This is a genomic window from Caproicibacterium amylolyticum, from assembly GCF_014467055.1.
Lineage (GTDB): Bacteria > Bacillota > Clostridia > Oscillospirales > Acutalibacteraceae > Caproicibacterium > Caproicibacterium amylolyticum.
The window spans coordinates 2191289-2209274 of the sequence record NZ_CP060696.1; the positions used below are offsets into that span (position 1 = coordinate 2191289).

At 49.3% G+C, this 17986-nt stretch carries 18 protein-coding genes and 4 tRNA genes; 11 read left to right on the forward strand and 11 right to left on the reverse strand.

Features of this window, described 5'->3' with window-relative positions; all coding sequences use genetic code 11:
• Position 1 precedes the first annotated feature (1 nt).
• From H6X83_RS10460 to H6X83_RS14685, 8 genes are all read left to right on the forward strand, one after another.
• Positions 2-700 (forward strand): mtfA protein, encoded by a 699-nt coding sequence (locus tag H6X83_RS10460; protein WP_212506429.1) that lies wholly within the window; start codon positions 2-4, stop codon positions 698-700.
• The gene (locus tag H6X83_RS10465) at positions 700-2832 is read left to right on the forward strand and encodes a phage tail spike protein (protein ID WP_212506430.1); all 2133 of its coding nucleotides are present in this window, start codon (positions 700-702) and stop codon (positions 2830-2832) included. Before H6X83_RS10460 ends, H6X83_RS10465 begins: the two co-directional genes overlap by 1 nt.
• Before the next feature lie 15 nt (positions 2833-2847).
• The gene (locus H6X83_RS10470) at positions 2848-3801 is read left to right on the forward strand and encodes a collagen-like protein (protein WP_212506431.1); all 954 of its coding nucleotides are present in this window, start codon (positions 2848-2850) and stop codon (positions 3799-3801) included.
• Positions 3798-4841 carry an NHL repeat-containing protein gene (locus tag H6X83_RS10475; protein WP_212506432.1) on the forward strand — a complete coding sequence of 348 codons (1044 nt, stop codon included), beginning with the start codon at positions 3798-3800 and terminating at the stop codon, positions 4839-4841. Before H6X83_RS10470 ends, H6X83_RS10475 begins: the two co-directional genes overlap by 4 nt.
• 17 nt (positions 4842-4858) lie before the next feature.
• Entirely contained in the window at positions 4859-5689 is an 831-nt protein-coding gene (locus tag H6X83_RS10480; RefSeq protein WP_212506433.1) for an N-acetylmuramoyl-L-alanine amidase, read from the forward strand.
• A 4-nt stretch (positions 5690-5693) separates the two neighbouring features.
• On the forward strand, positions 5694-5987 hold the full coding sequence (locus H6X83_RS10485; protein ID WP_212506434.1) for a hypothetical protein: 294 nt from the start codon (positions 5694-5696) through the stop codon (positions 5985-5987).
• 15 nt (positions 5988-6002) lie between these two features.
• Positions 6003-6446 carry a hypothetical protein gene (locus H6X83_RS10490; protein ID WP_212506435.1) on the forward strand — a complete coding sequence of 148 codons (444 nt, stop codon included), beginning with the start codon at positions 6003-6005 and terminating at the stop codon, positions 6444-6446.
• A 129-nt stretch (positions 6447-6575) separates the two neighbouring features.
• Positions 6576-6704, forward strand: a complete 129-nt coding sequence (locus H6X83_RS14685) for a hypothetical protein (protein ID WP_281390912.1) — start codon at positions 6576-6578, stop codon at positions 6702-6704.
• Between the two features lie 239 nt (positions 6705-6943).
• Here H6X83_RS14685 and H6X83_RS10495 read toward each other — a convergent pair.
• The 6 genes from H6X83_RS10495 to H6X83_RS10520 all read right to left on the reverse strand — a co-directional run bounded on the left by H6X83_RS10495 (position 6944) and on the right by H6X83_RS10520 (position 10003).
• Positions 6944-7018 (reverse strand) — tRNA-Gln (locus tag H6X83_RS10495).
• Between the two features lie 52 nt (positions 7019-7070).
• Positions 7071-7147 (reverse strand) — tRNA-His (locus H6X83_RS10500).
• Between the two features lie 4 nt (positions 7148-7151).
• Positions 7152-7228: transfer RNA gene (locus H6X83_RS10505), tRNA-Arg, on the reverse strand.
• A 12-nt stretch (positions 7229-7240) separates the two neighbouring features.
• A tRNA-Gly gene (locus H6X83_RS10510) sits at positions 7241-7314 on the reverse strand.
• Positions 7315-7438: 124 nt separating this feature from the next.
• On the reverse strand, positions 7439-8767 hold the full coding sequence (locus H6X83_RS10515; RefSeq protein ID WP_212506436.1) for an MATE family efflux transporter: 1329 nt from the start codon (positions 8765-8767) through the stop codon (positions 7439-7441).
• Positions 8768-8962: 195 nt separating this feature from the next.
• Positions 8963-10003, reverse strand: a complete 1041-nt coding sequence (locus H6X83_RS10520; protein ID WP_212506437.1) for a hypothetical protein — start codon at positions 10001-10003, stop codon at positions 8963-8965.
• 357 nt (positions 10004-10360) lie between these two features.
• Between H6X83_RS10520 and H6X83_RS10525 the strand changes: the two genes are divergently transcribed.
• The 3 genes from H6X83_RS10525 (at position 10361) to H6X83_RS10535 (ending at position 12013) form a co-directional block, all read left to right on the forward strand.
• Positions 10361-11248 (forward strand): DegV family protein, encoded by an 888-nt coding sequence (locus tag H6X83_RS10525; RefSeq protein ID WP_212506438.1) that lies wholly within the window; start codon positions 10361-10363, stop codon positions 11246-11248.
• A 90-nt stretch (positions 11249-11338) separates the two neighbouring features.
• Positions 11339-11686 (forward strand): helix-turn-helix domain-containing protein, encoded by a 348-nt coding sequence (locus H6X83_RS10530; protein WP_212506439.1) that lies wholly within the window; start codon positions 11339-11341, stop codon positions 11684-11686.
• A gap of 186 nt (positions 11687-11872) precedes the next feature.
• Positions 11873-12013 (forward strand): IS3 family transposase, encoded by a 141-nt coding sequence (locus H6X83_RS10535; RefSeq protein ID WP_212506440.1) that lies wholly within the window; start codon positions 11873-11875, stop codon positions 12011-12013.
• Between the two features lie 65 nt (positions 12014-12078).
• Here the strand turns inward: H6X83_RS10535 and H6X83_RS10540 are convergent, their stop codons facing one another.
• The 5 genes from H6X83_RS10540 to truA all read right to left on the reverse strand — a co-directional run bounded on the left by H6X83_RS10540 (position 12079) and on the right by truA (position 17921).
• On the reverse strand, positions 12079-14388 hold the full coding sequence (locus tag H6X83_RS10540; RefSeq protein WP_212506441.1) for an ATP-dependent Clp protease ATP-binding subunit: 2310 nt from the start codon (positions 14386-14388) through the stop codon (positions 12079-12081).
• Positions 14389-14597: 209 nt separating this feature from the next.
• The gene (locus tag H6X83_RS10545) at positions 14598-15212 is read right to left on the reverse strand and encodes a CDP-alcohol phosphatidyltransferase family protein (RefSeq protein WP_212506442.1); all 615 of its coding nucleotides are present in this window, start codon (positions 15210-15212) and stop codon (positions 14598-14600) included.
• Positions 15196-15822, reverse strand: a complete 627-nt coding sequence (locus H6X83_RS10550; protein ID WP_212506443.1) for a CvpA family protein — start codon at positions 15820-15822, stop codon at positions 15196-15198. Before H6X83_RS10550 ends, H6X83_RS10545 begins: the two co-directional genes overlap by 17 nt.
• Positions 15823-15907: 85 nt before the next feature.
• Positions 15908-17170 (reverse strand): DUF5711 family protein, encoded by a 1263-nt coding sequence (locus H6X83_RS10555; RefSeq protein WP_212506444.1) that lies wholly within the window; start codon positions 17168-17170, stop codon positions 15908-15910.
• Positions 17163-17921 carry a tRNA pseudouridine(38-40) synthase TruA gene (gene truA, locus H6X83_RS10560; RefSeq protein WP_212506445.1) on the reverse strand — a complete coding sequence of 253 codons (759 nt, stop codon included), beginning with the start codon at positions 17919-17921 and terminating at the stop codon, positions 17163-17165. The genes H6X83_RS10555 and truA overlap by 8 nt, the downstream gene beginning before the upstream one ends.
• Between the last annotated feature and the right edge of the window lie 65 nt (positions 17922-17986).

Below are 17986 nucleotides of genomic sequence, written 5' to 3' on the forward strand. Positions count from 1 at the left end.
TTTGCTTGGCATAAAAATTGGCGATAAGCACACCTGGCGGGACTGGGGGCTGCGGCTGGAATCGTATACCATCCCCATGCCGGAGCCGCAGACAAAAACGATTGAAGTACCCGGCATGAGCAGTGTGTTGGACTTGACCGAAGTGCTCACCGGCACAGTACCCTACAAGCGACGCACGCTGTCCTTTGCATTTTCCTGCAAAGATTTCAGCTATGAAAAATGGCACGCGGTCTACACCGAAATTGCAAACGCCTGTCACGGACAGCGTCGGCGTATTGTATTGGACACCGACCCTGGCTATTACTATGAGGGCCGCTGCACGGTATCCAGCACCAAAGACAACAATGTACTGTCCGACATCACTATTACTGTAGATGCGGAACCGTTTAAACATGAGTTGGCCGCTACTACGGCGCCTTGGCAGTGGGATGGCTTCAACTTCCTTACCGGCGTTATCCGCGACTATGGCAGCATTGCTGTAAGCGGCAGCAAAACCTTAACATTGGTCGGATTCAGCCGGCGGGAAGTTCCAACGTTCACCTGCTCTGCGGCGATTCAGATCACGCTTGGTGGCAAGACCTATTCCTTACCCGCCGGTGAATCGCAAAATTCGGATATCCTAATTTCACCGGGTGAAACGCCTGTTACGCTGACCGGCACTGGCACGGTATCTATTCTGCTGAAAGGAGATTATCTGTAATGTACAAAGTTCTGCTGGACGGAATTGCAATTTATGACCCCATGATTGGCATCGCATTGACAGACCCCACATTGGAACTGGCAGACGGAAAATCCGGCTCCTTTAGCTGCGGCGTGCCGCCGGGCAATCCCGGCTATGGTGAGATAAAAAAACTGGTGTCTGTTATTGAAGTGCTTCAAGATGGCGAAAGTCTGTTCTGTGGCAGAGTTGTGTCCGTTGAAAAAGACTTTTACGGCGTGGAAACCATCACCTGTGAGGGTGAGCTTGCGCTCCTGCTGGACAGCATCCAGCGGCCGCATGAGTTCCACGACATCACGGTGCGCGGATTTTTGCAGTATCTGATTGACGTACATAATTGTCAGGTTGAAGATAACAAAAAATTTGAAGTCGGCATGGTGACGGTCACGGACTCAAATGATAGTCTGTACCGCTACACCAACTGGGAGACCACGCTGGACGACATCAACGACAAACTGGTGTCAAGGCTTGGCGGGCATATTCGTGTGCGGCATCAGGATGGCCGCCGCTATCTTGACTATCTTGCTGGCAGTGACAATACCAACACGCAGACGATAGCCTTTGGTGAAAACCTGCTGGACTACACCGAAAACACCACCGCCGCCGACTTGGCAACCTGCATTATCCCGCTTGGTGCTACAATTGAAAACGAATCAGCCGACCCAGCGGCACTGCAAAAGTACACGACCTGTGCGGAGGCCAATGGCGGCAGCGATTTTGTTTCAGACGCGGAGGCGGTAAAGAACTATGGCAAGCTTTTTAAAGTCGTCCATTTCGATGCCGTAACGCTGCCCGCAAATCTCAAAACGAAAGGCGAGCAGTATCTTCATGAAACACAGTTTGAACAAATGACGCTGACCGTTACCGCCGTGGATAAACATCTGCTGAATGCCAACTTTGAGCGCATTAAAGTTGGTGACCGCATCCGCTGTGTTTCCAAGCCCCATGGCATGGATAGGTTTTTCCCGGTTACAAAGCGTACCATTCACCTTGACGCGCCGGAGCAGGACACCATTACGCTGGGGGATACGGTATCTGTCAGCTATACGGAGCGTGCCAACAAGGACAATGGCACTATCTATCAGCGCATTGACCGCATCCCCTCCCAATCCGCTACACTGAAACTTGCACAGGATAACGCCACCGCCCTGCTGACTGCTGCCACCACTGGTCATGTGGTCACCCGTAAAGATGAAATTTTGATTATGGATACGGACGATACGGCCACCGCCCAGCACATTTGGCGCTGGAATGTCAACGGCTGGGGGTACAGCAAAAGTGGTATCAACGGCCCTTACAATCTGGCTGCTACCATGGACGGTGCGATTGTAGCAGACTGTATCACGACAGGTACCATGAGTGCGGAACGCATCCGCGCCGGTACGCTGAAAAGTCAGGATGGCACCGTTAACTTTGACTTGGATAACGGTAAGCTGACTGTCAACGCATCTAATAACGTTTTTGCTGGAAAACTGATTTTTGGTAATCAGGGATTACAGATGTATGATGCTGGTGGTACAAAGCCGCAGATTAGCATGGCTGGTATCGGCGCAGGCGGAAATATGCGCATCACTGCATATGATTCGGCCGGCACAAAATCCGGCGAATTACTGTTGGACGGTCAATTTGTGGATTTATATGATACCACTGGCGCATTAGTCGGTCGGTTGTCCTCTGATGATTTGACAGTAGGAAACCAAGGCACTCCGCTCATGCGCACATATCGCGGCAGCGACGGTGCAAAACTGATGCTCGGCAACGGCAGTGAAAGCGTAACGGTATACAGTGCCGCTGATGATCCGTCTAACCGCGACTGGACATTTATGCTGACCGGCGGCTCTGACATACAAATCGTGTGCGGTCGGGATGTAAATCTGAATGGACATACGCTGCGCAACGGCACGCTCTCGAATGTGACGCTGGAAAATGTAACCCTCAATGACGTAACATTGAACGGTGCCACTATTAAAGACGGTGCACTCAGCGGCAACACGGTTATCAATGGCGTGGATGTCAACAGCTGTCCGGATGGCGTAAATTACAACGTAAAAATGGATGATGGCACTGCCCACCGTATGTATTATAAAAAGGGCTTTACATCACAAATCGATTAAGGAGGTGCAGTACATATGGCTGATATTAGTAATAAAGTATCACAAATACGCAGCGCTGTATATGGAAAAGACGTGCGCGAAAGCATTGCAGGCGGCATTGAAGCAATTAACGCTGAAAGTGAGTCAGCAAAGAAAACATCCGAAGATGCTACCGCTGCGGTTACGCACGCGCCGCAAATTAACAGAAGCGGCCACTGGGAAGTATGGGACGCGGCCTCAAAAAGCTATAAAGACACTGACATTTCCGCTACAGGGCCAACTGGCCCCACAGGTCCTACCGGCGCAGTCGGACCGCAAGGACCCGCCGGCGAAAAAGGCGCTACTGGCGATATCGGTCCACAAGGCCCGACTGGCGAAAAAGGCAGCACCGGCAAACCTGGGCCGCAAGGACCTGTGGGACCCGCATTTTCGTTTGGCGACAGTTACAACACACTTGCTGATTTGCAGGCAGCACATCCCACAAATGACGGAAAAGGGCACATCGTGGCCGGCGTTATTTACGTTTGGCAAAATGACGGTTGGGGACCAACCGAAATTAAGCTGCCGAACTTGTCCCCTGTTGCTACCAGTGGAAAGTATGAGGATTTGACCGGCACGCCGAACCTTACAGCCATGGGTACCGCTGTGCAGTCCGCCACCATCGGCGGCACGGCGGTGCCAAAGGACGGCACGCAGCTGCAGTTGCCGGCATATCCAGCCGGCATTAAGTTGTTCACTGTAGCGCTCCCTGCGTCCGGTTGGAGCACTTCTGCACCTTACTCTCAAACGGTCAGTGTGGAGGGCTTGCCCGACAAAGATGGTGACTTCCGTCTTTCCTCCGCCGCTCCTGGGGCACCGACAGAAGCGGAAGAAACGGCGTTTGGCTGCATTACCGGCAGTACTGGCAGTACCGGCAATGTCACATTTTTGTGCCGGGAAACAAAACCCGAAACGGATATTAATGTACGATTGGTGGTGTATGATACATGAGTCAATTTTTCCCTACAAACGGACACATCGGGGCATCTTGCGGGTATAAAGTTGGTAGCATTATTTCCGATGATAATCTGTCAAAAGTAAATACTGTGGGAACTAAAATGTGGGCTTATACGGGAGCTGAAAATTTTGCGATAGATGCCTCGGGGAATGTATGTATAGCATATGGCTATGCCCCGAACGGTTTTAAATTATGTAAGTTAAATTCTTCTGGAAAGATACTTTGGTCAAAGTCAAGCGATTTTTTGGCCAACTATTGGGCTTTTTATATCGCAATCTCAAAAGACGGCAGTATTTATATAAGAACAGGGGATGCGATTGCTCCCTTAATGAAGTTAGATGGCTCCGGAAATGTACTTTGGTCTAAAAAAATTGATGACCAGACCTGGCAATCAAATCTTGCAACAGACCGTCAAGGAAATATATACCTGTTTTGTAATACCCAAGTTCAAAAGATAGATTCCGAGGGCTCCATAATTTGGACTTATTCGGTTGTTGCAAAGGAGATCCCCCAAAGACTATCATTTGACACATTTGGCAACGTATATGTGTCAGAACGTTCAGGAAGCGTTGTAAAGCTGGGTCCAGACGGAGGCAAACTTTGGACACTTGAAAGCAGTGCTTACCACAACGATTCAAGAGGCGTTTCAGTAGACGCAGAAGGTAATATTTACATAGTTTATTGTTCGTCACCAGGTTCATCTACACCCGAATATATATCTGTGGAAAAACTTGACTCTGACAGAAACACCGTTTGGAAAAAAGTCGATAATAAGGCGGCAAGCGGTATTACTATAGACGCCACAGGCAATATCTATGTAACGTATTATCAGAATACTTACGGCCGAGATAATAAGTACATCATAAAGTTTGATTCAAGTGGAAATGAACTTTGGTCCCTTTCAGATGATAGTGGAGATGCCGTAACACCCGTGTATGACCCGCAAGGATACCTACTCTTTTGTTACAGAAAATCCGGAAATTACAGCATACAAAAATTAGCTGCATCAACAACTTATAATATTATTTCATGAAACGAAGGTATTACAAAATGAACATCACACAAAAAAGTAGCCCGAACCACTACAACGGTCGCAATGGCTGGAAACCGGACATGATTGTCTGTCACATTACAGACGGCAATTATGATGGTGCTGTTAGTTGGCTATGCAACCCGCGGGCAGAAGCTTCTGCACATTACGTTGTAAGCCGCGCCGGACAGGTTGCACAGCTTGTTAGTCTGACCGACGCGGCATGGTGCAATGGGACAAGCGCTACCGCTGGACATGCTTACCACTACAGCACGTCTACCCTGCCGTTGGTGCGGCAGCGGGCAACCAACGCAAACTATTACACCATAAGCATTGAGCATGAGGGCATGTACAATCAGACGCACGGAACGCTAACCGCCGCGCAGCAGGCCGCAACAGTGGAGCTGATTAAGCATATCCGTGCCGAGGTACAGCGGCTGTACGGCATCATCATCCCGGTTGACCGGCAGCACATTGTTGGACACTGCGAAATTAGTCCTCGCGAGAAACCGACCTGCCCCGGTGAAAAGTTCCCTTGGACAGACATTTTGCGGCAGGTACAGGGTGCGTCGCAGGCCAAACCTGCCGCAATCCGCTATGCACTCAAGACGGCGACGGTACGTTCTGATACCACTATGGACATCACATTGCCACTGGTACACAGTTACATCTATAAGCTAACCTGCGCTGCCGGTCGACCGCTTACCAACAGCTGCAACAGCAACATTATTGACATATCATTTGACCACCAGAGCGGCAATGACTATTTCTTCCGCTGCACGGCAAAGCGACGCGGCTGCGCGGGTGTGGCAGTTAATGGACACAAAATTTTCGCGGTTAAGGTGGTGTAAAAGTATGGGGGCAGTAGACATTGGGCTGCTGATTGCAGTGGTGGGATGCTTTGTCGGGCTTGCCGGATGGTTGTCTGGCCGTGATAAAAAGCTAACCAACGACGGCGAGTGGAAAGGCACCGTAAACACAAAGCTGGACGATATCAAATCATCCGTGACCGGCACAAATGCACAGTTAGACAAAATGGACGGTGCCATATCGACGCATGAGCAGCGATTGACCGCAGTAGAGTCCAGTGCAGCACAAGCTCACCACCGCATTGACCGGCTAGACAAAATTGTGGACGATAAAAATTAATTGGAGGTACATATCATGAATGAAATTATCAATGCAGTACAGCCCGCAGTAGCAAGTGCAGCAACCCTAATCCTGACCGCAGTTATTTCGGCCGTCGGTGCAAAGCTGGTTGCACTAATCAACCGGCGTAAGGAAAAAGTTGTCGCTGAAATCGGCGCAGCGGAGTACAACCGCAAGCTCGGCATTGCAAAGCAGGTGTGGGGAGCAGTGGACGAATATTTCCGCATCACGCCGAATGTGCAGAAAACCGTGGACACTGCCAGTGGCAAATTTGCAGAAATGATGTGCAAAGCACTGCCAGGCATCACTACAGACGAAATCAAGCAGATGCAGGCGGTGGTTGCGGGTGAGGTTAATGCTGGCCGTGCTGCGCTGACCGCAACAGTGCCGGAGCAGGATGTGGTTGCAACTGCCGAAGCTGTTACATTGCCGGCGGACACGGTTACCACAACTGCTTAATTTAATACACATAAAGCAACGCTCCGGCTTACCTTTTATGGTAGGTCGGAGCGTTTTTGCGTTATGAGGTAAATTGTGGTAATATACTATCAGCAAGCGCTTGCAACTAAACTTTATGGGGGCTCAAATATGAGCGAAGTAGAAAAATTGCAAGAGACATTAGACTGTATCAATCAAAATCTGGTCGTTTTAGTGCGCGACCAGCAGCTACTTTATATGCTAGTGGAGCAGATATACAAAGAAATTAGCGGCGAATAAAGTATACCCTCAGTTGACGGCCAATGCGGCTGCCTGCTGAGGGTATTTTTTTATTCCTCCCGGCCAAGGGTGGCGCACTTGTTACCAGTTGCATTTAAGTTGCATGAGTTGTATTTTTGACAATTTCAAAGCATTATTCAAAAGTTTTCAGCACTGTTTCTAATTCATTAAAAGTATAGAAAAACCGCATAGCATCGGTGGTTTCCCGGTGCTATGCGGTTATTTCAAAACTTGCGTTTTGGCTGGGCTGGCGGGATTCGGACCCACGCATGACGGAGTCAAAGTCCGTTGCCTTACCGCTTGGCTACAGCCCAATAGAAAAATACGGAGCATGGATTAAAAATTCCAGGCCCCGTACTATTTGTGTGGGGTGGAAGAAGGGATTCGAACCCTCGGTCTCCAGAGCCACAATCTGGCGCTTTAACCAGCTAAGCTACATCCACCATTTGGCGCGCCAAAAGGGACTCGAACCCCTGGCCCACTGCTTAGAAGGCAGTTGCTCTATCCAGCTGAGCTATTGGCGCGTATCCCTTTTATGGAGCGAGTGATGGGAATCGAACCCACACGACCAGCTTGGAAGGCTGGAGTTCTACCATTGAACTACACTCGCAATTAGCAACGGATATTAATATACCACATATCCCTTCGTTTTGTCAAGCAATTCGCCCGCAAAAGGAGAAATTTTTTGTGCTTTCGCTGGCTTTTCCATAAAAGTAGAAAGAATTTCGCAGAATTCAGTTCTGCACCTGTTTAAGTACGTGAAAGTATGCAGGCACCAGGAAACAGTCTGCCAGCACCCAAGCAATAGGACTTGCAAAGCAGGCCGCTGTAAAACCCAACGCCGGGACCAAAAACAAACCGGTCAGACCGCGCGCCGTCATTTCGCACACACCGGCAAAAACCGCAACCCTGCTGTATCCCATTCCCTGTATCAGCAGGCGGAACACATTCACACCCGTCAGCGGAATATAAAACGCCGCATTGATAACCAGACATTCATAAGCGTTTGCAATAATCTGTGTCTCTGTACTGCTTACAAAAAGAGTTGTCATAGGCTTGCCAAGGAAAATTAAAACCAGCAATGCAAGAATCGAATAGCCACAGCCAATTAACATACCGGCACGCAAACCCGGCGTAAGCCGGTCTTTGCGGCGTGCACCGACATTCTGTCCGCCGTAAGTGGACATTGCAATGCCAAGCGCATCATATGCACAGGTAAAGAAGCAGGAGATTTTATTTGCAGCAGTCATAGAAGCAACGGCAAGCGAACCCAATGTGTTCACGGAAACCTGCAGGATGACACTGCCGATTGCAGTGATGGAAATCTGCAGACCCATTGGCAGTCCCATGGAAAGCAGATACTTAATGTACTCCCCCCGCGGTTTCAAATCATCCTTGCTGATACGCAGAATGTCAAACCGCTTGCGGATGAACAGCAGGCAGGCAATGCCGGCAACCACCTGGGATGTAACCGTTGCAATGCCTGCGCCCGCAACGCCCATTGGAATGACCAACACCAACAGCAAATCCAGCACGATATTAAGTGCAGAAGAAATCACTAAAAAAACTACCGGCGTTTTGCTGTCTCCCAAGGCGCGCAGAATACTGGCAAGAATATTATAGAAAAAGGTCGCTGGAATACCCGCGAAAATAATTACGATGAAAATATAAGCATTGTCAAGAATGTCTGCTGGGGTATTCATAGCAATCAGCATTGGGCGACAGAAAATCACCGTTACAGCTGTCAACACAGCTGCCGAAATAATAGTCAGCCAAACGATATTGCCAACGTAGCGCTTCAGGTCATCAATTTGTTTGGAGCCGAAGCACTGCGCTATCGGAATGGCAAAGCCGCTGCAAATGCCCATACAAAAACCGATAATCATGAAATTCAATGAACCGGTGGAACCAACCGCAGCCAACGCTTCTTTGCCAAGGAAGCGTCCTACAACAACCGCATCCACCATGGAGTAAAATTGTTGAAATAGGTTTCCGAAAATCAATGGAAGCGTAAAATTAAAAATCAATTTCAATGGCGAGTCTGCTGTCATATCCTTTGTCATGGTGTTCCGCCTTCCTTTCCTTTGAACAGATACTATCATACACAATATGTAGAAAAGTGCAAGGGCTTTTCAGAAAATAATTTTGACTTTTTCTATAAGAAACCGATTTCATAAATAGGGAAAACATTTCTAAGGGTAACGCACAAAAAATCCGGCAGCAAAGCGTCGGCTTTGCTGCCGGATCAGTATTTTTCATTACACAGACTGTGCTGCTGGCGGATGCGGCAGAATCTTCTGCAGCAGAATCTGCAGCGTATTACTTCCAAGTGCGAGGGACTGCAGCAGCGCAGCACCCGGCGCCGGAATCGCCATACCATTTTTATCAAAGGACAACACATAAGCATCTGACGAAATCACGTGATCAATAAACGCAATATCGGTGTAAAAGTCAATGCAGAAAACCGGGTCGCGCTGTGCCTGACGCGTATGAATTGTATATTCCCGCACCTTGCTCTGACTGTCTGCAGAACAGTTTTCTGATGCGACAAAGAAAAAAAACGGTGCTTTCGCCTGCAGCACCTGCGGCAGAATCTGCTTTCTGTAGATTTGCCCGCTGCTGCCGTCACTATATGGATACCACGCGGCAAAAAAACAGCTCCTGCTATGCAGCAGCGCTGCTTTTTCCAAAAAGCGGTTGTTGTCACAGCGAATACAGGCCAGCGTATTCTTTACTTCCAGCATCGTTTCCGCCAGCGGTTCATCCACCTGATTTTCCTGAAGAAAAGCCATAAAAGCACAGTCCCTGTATCGCCGAAACAGAGGTGCAAGCTGCAGCGGTGAATAAGATTCACTGCAAAAGAAAACATAACAGTAAATCCCCATGCTCCTGCCCTGCCGAATTACATCGTCCAACATTTCAACGGAGAGCGTTCCTCCTTTATCCATGCGAAAAACGATGGTCCAAGGGACGTTGTGTCCCTCAGTTTGCTCCAGCGCGCGCACTGTTTTTGCACCCACCGTCCAGCTGTTGTAAGCCAAATTCATGCCAAAGGTTTTCAGTTGTTTCTGGTCAGCGTCCACCACGAGGTCATGTATCCATTTATAATAGGAGCTGTGCTCATTACGCAGCATTTCACCAAATATATCAAAAAAATAGCGCTGAAATCTGCCTTTGGCAAAAAAAGTACCTAAATCCACCAGCTGACGGACACTTCGTTTTGGATCCCGCTCAATATCCTTAAAGCCTTTGTCCACTGCCGCACTGATGAATGTACGTGTCATTGCATCTGATTTCATACTGTCACCCGCTTTCTGCGTCAGTTATTTTACCCAAAATCATTCCTAATCCCAACTTGCAAACCGAATAGGCAAAAAAATTTGTTTCCTGCTTTTACTTTGCCTGTGGCTCTTTACATCATTCGAACTGTCTATTATAATTAACTATAAACGCTTTGCGGTCAATGCTGAATAGACAAACAACTCTATCTGTCATAAAAACAGACGCTTTTTTTCAGTTGTCATATTCCTTTGCGCATTGATTTGTCAAAATGAGTTTTTTCTGATATTCTATTATATATGACTTCTACAGAAAAATCCAGATAAATTATTACCGGCCGGGCTTCTGTCTCTGCCGGAAAAGGAGATTTCAATCTTATGGAAAACTATTGTCTGCTGACGGATGCCCCTGCAGACCTCAGCCTGCCGCTGGCACAGGAACTTGGCATTGAAATTATTCCGATGCCTTTGGATATTGACGGCAAACCCTATCTTTTTACCTGCTTTGATGAAACCCTGCGTGTTTCTGATTTTTACAATCAGCTGCGCGACGGAAAATTTGCACATACATCTCAAATCAACGAAACCATCTACATGGACCGCTTTAAAAAGCATTTGGAGCAGGGTGAAGACATTCTGTACCTATGCTTTTCCTCTGGTCTGAGCAGTACCTACAGTGCCGCCTGCCTCTGCGTAGAACGTCTGAGCGCAGAATATCCCCAGCGCCGTATTGTATGCATAGACACGCTCTGTGCTTCTTCCGGTGAGGGGCTGCTTGCATATACTGCCGCCAAGAAAAAGCAAGCGGGCGCTTCCCTGGACGATATAAAGGATTGGGTGCTCAGCATGCGCGACCACGTGTGCCACTGCTTTAAGGTGGAAGACCTCGATCACCTGCGCCGCGGCGGACGGATTTCCGCCACAACAGCGGTTGTTGGCTCTGCACTGCAGATTAAGCCGATTTTGGTGGTTGACCATGAGGGCAAGCTGCAAAACATTGCCAAAATGCGCGGCCGCAAACGCGCTATGGAATTTCAGCTTTCCGCACTGGAGCGCAATTTGCTGCCGGGCAGCGAAAACGACACCCTGACAATCGGTCACGGCGACTGTGAGGAAGACGCAAAGGTACTTGCTGAAGTCATTAAGCAACGCTGCCCGCAGATTAAAAATGTTATCATTCTGCCGGTTGGTGCAATTATCGGCGCACACGTTGGCCCCGGCATGATAACTGTGAATTTTTACGGCAAAGATAAAATGTGTAATTAAAACAAAACGAAAAAGCTCCGTCATGCCTTTGAACTGAACCCCATTTGTTAGACAAGTGATATACTTGTTTAAGGAATGGGGTGTTTTTATATGCCGAAAGGACAACGCAAGCATTTTTACAGTGGTGACTTCAAATTAGAAGTAATCGAAACCATGGAGCGAGAACATTTAAGTTTGAGTGAAGCGGCTCGGAGGTTTAGGGTTCCAGATCATACAATTGTAGCGAGATGGGAACGCCACTATCTAACAGAAGGAAAACAAGGACTCTACATTGAACGCCGAGGAAATCCGAAAGTAGCAAGAGAAACTAAAATGCCGGATGAAACGCGCAAGGACTTAATCGCAGAAATACAGCAGTTGCGAATGGAGAATGAATATCTAAAAAAATTGAATGCCTTGGTCTTGAAAGAGGAACAGCAAAACAAAAAGCACAAATAATTCAGGAATTAAGGCAGACATATCCAATAGGTAAGCTGCTGCAATTTGCAGGTATTCCTCGCAGCACCTTCTACTACTATTTGCACCAGTCGAAGCAGCCATCTCGGTACAACCAGGTAAAAGAAAAAATCCAACGAATCTATAAAGAGAACCATGACCGTTACGGTTACCGCAGAATTACCTTACTTGCAGAAATTTGATTCCATGGAGCAATTCAAGGCGGCTTTGATTGAGTATCTCGATTATTACAACAATCGCCGCATCAAGGCAAAACTAAACGGCCTGAGTCCTGTGGAGTACAGGATTCAGACCGTTCAGGTTGCTTAATTCAAATTTTGTCTAACTTTTGGGGTTCACGTCACTTCAGGCAGACGGAGCTTTTTCGTATCTCTTTATACCAGCGTGCACACAGAAAGTTCATCTTCCTGCACAGTCAGGCTGACGCCTGCAAGACCAGTATCCGTTGTTTCAATGATAATCTCGGCCAGTTTATCTTCCACCTTGCGGCGAATCAAGTTGCGCAGGTCACGCGCACCGCTCTTGCCGCCGTAAGCATGCTTTGCAAGCCAGCTGACTGCTGCATCATCATAAGTGAACATGATACTGCGCTCCTTAAGTGAATCCACATACTCATTCAGCATCAGACGGGCAATCGCTTCAAAATCTTCGACTGTAAGCGGGTGGAACACGATCGTTTCGTCCACACGACTGAGAAACTCTGGACGCAGAAACTCTGACAGTGCTTTCAGCGCGTGTTCCTTGCTGACATCCTGTTCACTACGGTTAAAGCCAAGCGCGGACTCGTGGTTGCTGCTGCCAGCGTTGCTGGTCATGACCAAAATGGTGTTCTCAAAGTTGACATTACGGCCCTGTGCGTCCGTAATGTGGCCTTCGTCCAGTATCTGCAGCAGGATATTCATAACATCCGGATGTGCCTTTTCAATTTCGTCAAACAGCAGAACGCTGTATGGCTGGCGGCGCACCTTTTCTGTCACCTGCCCGGCCTCATCGTAGCCGACGTAGCCCGGAGGAGAACCGATGATGCGGGAAACGCTGTGTTTCTCCATAAACTCGCTCATATCCAGCCGAATCAGCGTTTCCGGCTTATCAAACAGTTCCTTGGAAAGCACCTTGACCAGTTCGGTTTTGCCGACACCGGTCGGGCCAACAAAGATGAAGGAAGCCGGGCGGCGGCGCGGGCTGATCTGCACACGGCTGCGGCGAATAGCCGCGGAAACAGCCGCTACAGCCTCTTTCTGGCCGATAATGTGCTGGTTCAGCGTATCTTCAATATTGGAAAGCTTTTTCAGTTCGCTTTCCTGCACGCGGCTCGCCGGAATCCCCGTCCAAAGTTCAATCACGCGGGCAAGATCCTTTTCCTCAACAGGTGCTCCCAGTGCGGCAGGCGCCAGTTCCTCGGCACGCTGCTGCACACGGGACATATCGGTACGTACGCGGGCAAGCTCTTCAAAATTGGTGTTCTCGCCGTCCGCAGTCATATCGTCCTCTTCGCGGTGCAAACGTTCCAGCTCGTTTGTCAAGTGGTCATACTCTGTCATGGAAGTATTGCGCAGTGCAGCGCAGGCGCAGGATTCGTCCAGCAGGTCAATTGCCTTATCCGGCAGGAAGCGGTCATTGATGTACCGCTCCGCCAGTACCACGGTGCGGCGGGCAATCGGCTCCGAAACACGCACGCGATGAAATTTTTCGTAGTAGCCTTTGATGCCAAGGATAATATCGGCTGCTTCCTTTACGGACGGTTCCGCAATGGTGACCGGCTGGAAACGACGTTCCAGTGCAGCATCTTTTTCAATATATTTGCGATATTCCGTGAAGGTAGTTGCACCGATGACCTGAATTTCCCCGCGGGAAAGCGCCGGCTTCAGGATATTGGCGGCGTTCATGCTGCCCTCTGCGTCACCGGTACCGACAAGATTATGGACCTCATCGATAAACAGGATAATATTGCCCTCCTGCCGGACTTCCTCCACCAGCCCCTTAATGCGGCTTTCAAACTGACCGCGGAACTGCGTACCCGCAACCAACGCAGTTAAATCCAACAGATGAATTTCCTTCTTCTGCAGACGCGCCGGCACCGTTCCTTCTGCAATGCGCAGGGCGAGTCCTTCGGCAACAGCCGTTTTGCCAACGCCCGGCTCACCAATCAGGCAGGGATTGTTTTTGGTTCGGCGGGAAAGGATCTGAACCACACGATTGATTTCCTTTTCCCTGCCGATAATGTTGTCAATCTCACCGGCTTTTGCTTTAGCGGTCAGGTTGGTACAGTAAGCATTCAAATGCTTACGTTTGCTTTTTGCTTTTTCCACTTTTTCTGCTTTTTTCTTATCGGGCTTCTGCTGACTCTGCGGTGCAGAGCCGCTTTCATTCTTACTGTCAGGACTGCCGTAAATATTGCGCAAAAAGTTTGCGGGGAACAGCGCCGCGCCGCCAGGCTCAAAACCGTCTTCGCTGTCATCCTCACCGTCATCTTCGTTTTCTTCAGGATTCATGAACTCGCCGAGTTCTTCCTCCATCGCCTGCATCTGCTCATCTGTAAGACCCATTTTATCCATCAGGTCATTTACCGGCTTGATACCAAGTTCCCTGGCGCAGGTCAGGCAAAGCCCCTGTGTATCGTTTGAATCCGCGGAAGTGGAAAGGAACACAACCGCAGGACGTTTATGACATCTGGAACACATCATCTTAAAATCACTTCACTTTCCTAGGATTCCCGAAAAACCGCAGCCAAACTGCCGCGGAAAATTCGGACGCATTCATATTATAGTCCAACTTGCAAAGATAAAGGTAAATAAATTATAAATATTAAAAATATCTTCAGATATGCGAAACCCCGGCAGCAGTGGAAAACCAGCCGTTCTGTTCCACCGTACGTCCGCCGGGAAAGATTGCATCACTCTTTTTTTAATCGCTTTTTCTTGTCCATCATTTCCGCTATGTCAATCTGATCCTCCGGCTCCGTACTTTTGAGAATCCGGAAAAATTCGCGGGCATACATTACCAGTGCAAAAATCATAAACGCAGCAGTAACAACCAGCAGCACAACAGCCGTGCCCTCATGGTAAAACTCAAACATATCCATCACAATTATGGTGACAAAGGTGATGTAAAACAGCACAGTCGCCAGTTTGCCGTACCACTTGGCTGCACAAGGGCGTTTGCCCTTTTTCAGCAGTACACCGCCTGCCGTCAGCATGATACATTCCTTAACCACAAAAATCATTAAAAACGGCAGCAGCACCGGATGCCGCACTGCCAAACTGATAGCCACCGCAGCCTGTGTCAATTTGTCGGAAATCGGGTCAAGCATCTGCCCCAGCTCCGTAAACTGATTGAAATGCCTTGCTACAAAGCCGTCCAACGCGTCGGTAAGTCCCGCAATGACAAGAATTATAACCGCCGTTTTTACATAGCCGTTGAGGTAACACGCCATAAAAGGAATTACCAAAACCATCCGCAGGACAGTCAGTGTATTGGGAATATTGAAATTCTTATTTTTGTTTTGCATTCGCCTGCACTTCCCCTCTCAGCAGCTTTTCGTACAATGAATAAACAGGATTCCGAATTTCTGCCGGCAGCTGATTGAAAAAGGTTTGCACCTTTTGCTGCACTGCTGCACCACTGGCAGTGCTGCTGGAAGATGCCGCCGAAACCGGCGGTTCCTGCAGCTGCAGGACGACCGAGTCGTCAAAACTGGAAAGCTGTATTTTGTCCGGATACTTTACCGCCAGCAGCGGCAGTGCCAGCCGCAGCAGTGCACACAATACCATAATCAGCAGAACACCTTTGACTCCGCCGAGAATACCGCCGATAACGCGGTTAATGCCATGCAGCACCGGCAGCTGACAAACGATACTGAGCAGGCGGCCAACCAGCCCGGCGGCAATCAAAATCAGGACAAACGCAATAATCGTGCAGACAATATTACCCGTCACTTTGTTTTCACTCTTGAACCATGGCAGAACACCGGCAAGCCAGCTTCCAAGACGCGGCGAAAGCAGCACCGCGGCAATCAGGCCAACCAAGCCTGCCAATGTACGCGCAGCGCCTTTGCCCGCACCAACGATAATACAGACAATGAGAATCACCAGCAGCGCAATGTCAACAACCACGCCCATAAATACGCCTCCTGAGTTCCTGCAGAACACACAGATATTGTAAGATTATACTACAATTTTTTAAGAGCCGCAAGCATGCGGCACATTAACCGGCCAGCGTTTCCAGCCGGATTGCCGAAACATCCAGAACAAAAATCTGATTGCCGCTGCGCAGCGCAACGGCACGGGCATTGTTCCCCGCACTGCAGGAGCCCGCCGCTTTCCCTGCAGTTGTAAATGCCATAACTTTGCTGCCACAAAGTGCCGCCATCGTGCTGCCGAAGCAGGAAACACTGGAAACAGAACCACTGATGTTTGCTGTTCCGATGGCCTTTCCATCCGCACCGATTGCAGTGAGATGGCTTGCGGTCGCATTGTGGAAATTCAGCAGACCCAATACTGCAGTTCCTCCGGCAAGATACCATGCGGAAAGTTCTGCATCTCCGTAGCTGTAGCTGCCAAGGTTTTTGCCGGAGCTGTCCATAGCGGCCGTCTGCGTGTCACCTACAGCAAGAATCGTTCCATTATCTGTATAAGAAACATCCAGAAAAGTTGTATCCTTGTAAGTGGAAATCGGCTTTACCGTTTTGCTGGAGTTAAAATCCAGCTCATATACAACACTGAGCAATGAACCACTGCTGGCACCCACCGCCGTAACCACTGCATGGCTGCCGGCTGTGTTCATTGCCACTGCAGTCGGATAATATTCGGAAAAGGAATACTGGAAAGCAATCTGCCCATCCGGCAAGTACACTGTCAATTTCCCGCAGTAGCCATCCTCTTGCGTCAGCAGCGCATACCGCCCGTTTGCACAGACTGCACCACCCAGCAGCTTGCCGTCCGTATTGCTGCTCACCAGTGTTTTCAGCTGGTTTTCCAGCCGATAACCTGTACCACCCAAATTGTAAACCAAAACCCGGTTTCCACTGACTTTCATAACTGCATCAGAAAAACTGTGCTTGCGTGAAAACAACTGCTTTGCTGAACCATTATATGCCTGTATAGAGGTGTCACTTGTCAAAAAAACATTTTTATCCTGCGCAACAAAGTTGCGCGGCTGCACGCTTTCATTGCTGAACTGTACCGGGTAACCGCTGCCTTTACCAAGACCAAGCATCTGGGTCTGCACCCACTCGGAAATATTGGCAGGCTGCAGATTTTCACGGTTCACCCATACCACCATGACCACCGCGCAAATCAGGAGGATGGCAATTGCCGCGTAAATTCCCTTTGGCGGTTTGCCATCACGGCGTTCCCGCCTGATTCTGCGTTTTTCTTTTCTGCGCTCCGGGTCACCAATGGGCGGCAGTTCTCCCGGCAGCGGTGAATGCTTTCCCTGCTTCCGAATACTCTGCGCTGCTTTACGCATGAAGTTCCGCCTCCTCATAAAATACACGATTCAGGTACAGCCCCTGCGGCGGAGCAGTCGGCCCCGCAAGGCTGCGGTCCTTTGCCGCCAAAATCTCCGGTATCTGCTGCGGTGCAATTTTCCCTTGTGCCACATACAGAAGCGTCCCCGTCAGGATTCGTACCATGTTGTAAAGGAATCCGTCTGCCGCAACCGAAAATGTGACAAGGCTGCCCTCCCGCTTCACCTGTGCCTGCGTGACTGTGCGAACAAAGCTGCCGATTTCGCGCTTATCCTGCGTACAAAAGGAGGTGAAATCGTGGCTGCCAACATAGTGAGCCGCCGCTTCGTTCAGCTTGTCCGCATCCAGCGAATACCAGTAATGCAGCGCACGGCTGCGCAAAAAAGGCTCACGCACCGATGCGTTCCAAATTTGATAAATGTACTGCTTGCCCCTGCACGAATACCGGGCGTGAAACGCTTCCGGCACCTCCCGGCAATTCTGTACCGCCACATCCGGCGGCAGAAAATGATTGACCGCGTTTACCAGCCGTTCGCAGGGAATCTGCCGTTGGGTATGAAAAGAAACACAGAACATATGCGCATGAACGCCTGCATCCGTGCGGGAGCAGCCTTTCAGGTCTGGTTCTTCCTGCAAAACACTTTTCAGTGCATTCTGCAGGACTTCCTGCACTGTCAGGGCGTTTGGCTGCACCTGCCAGCCGTGATAAGCCGCACCGTCAAAACACAGCGTTAAAAGAAGATTGCGCACACGTCTGCTCCTTTCCGTAATTGTTGTAAGTCAGAGTTATGAGCCCTGCCCCGCTGCTTTCAAAG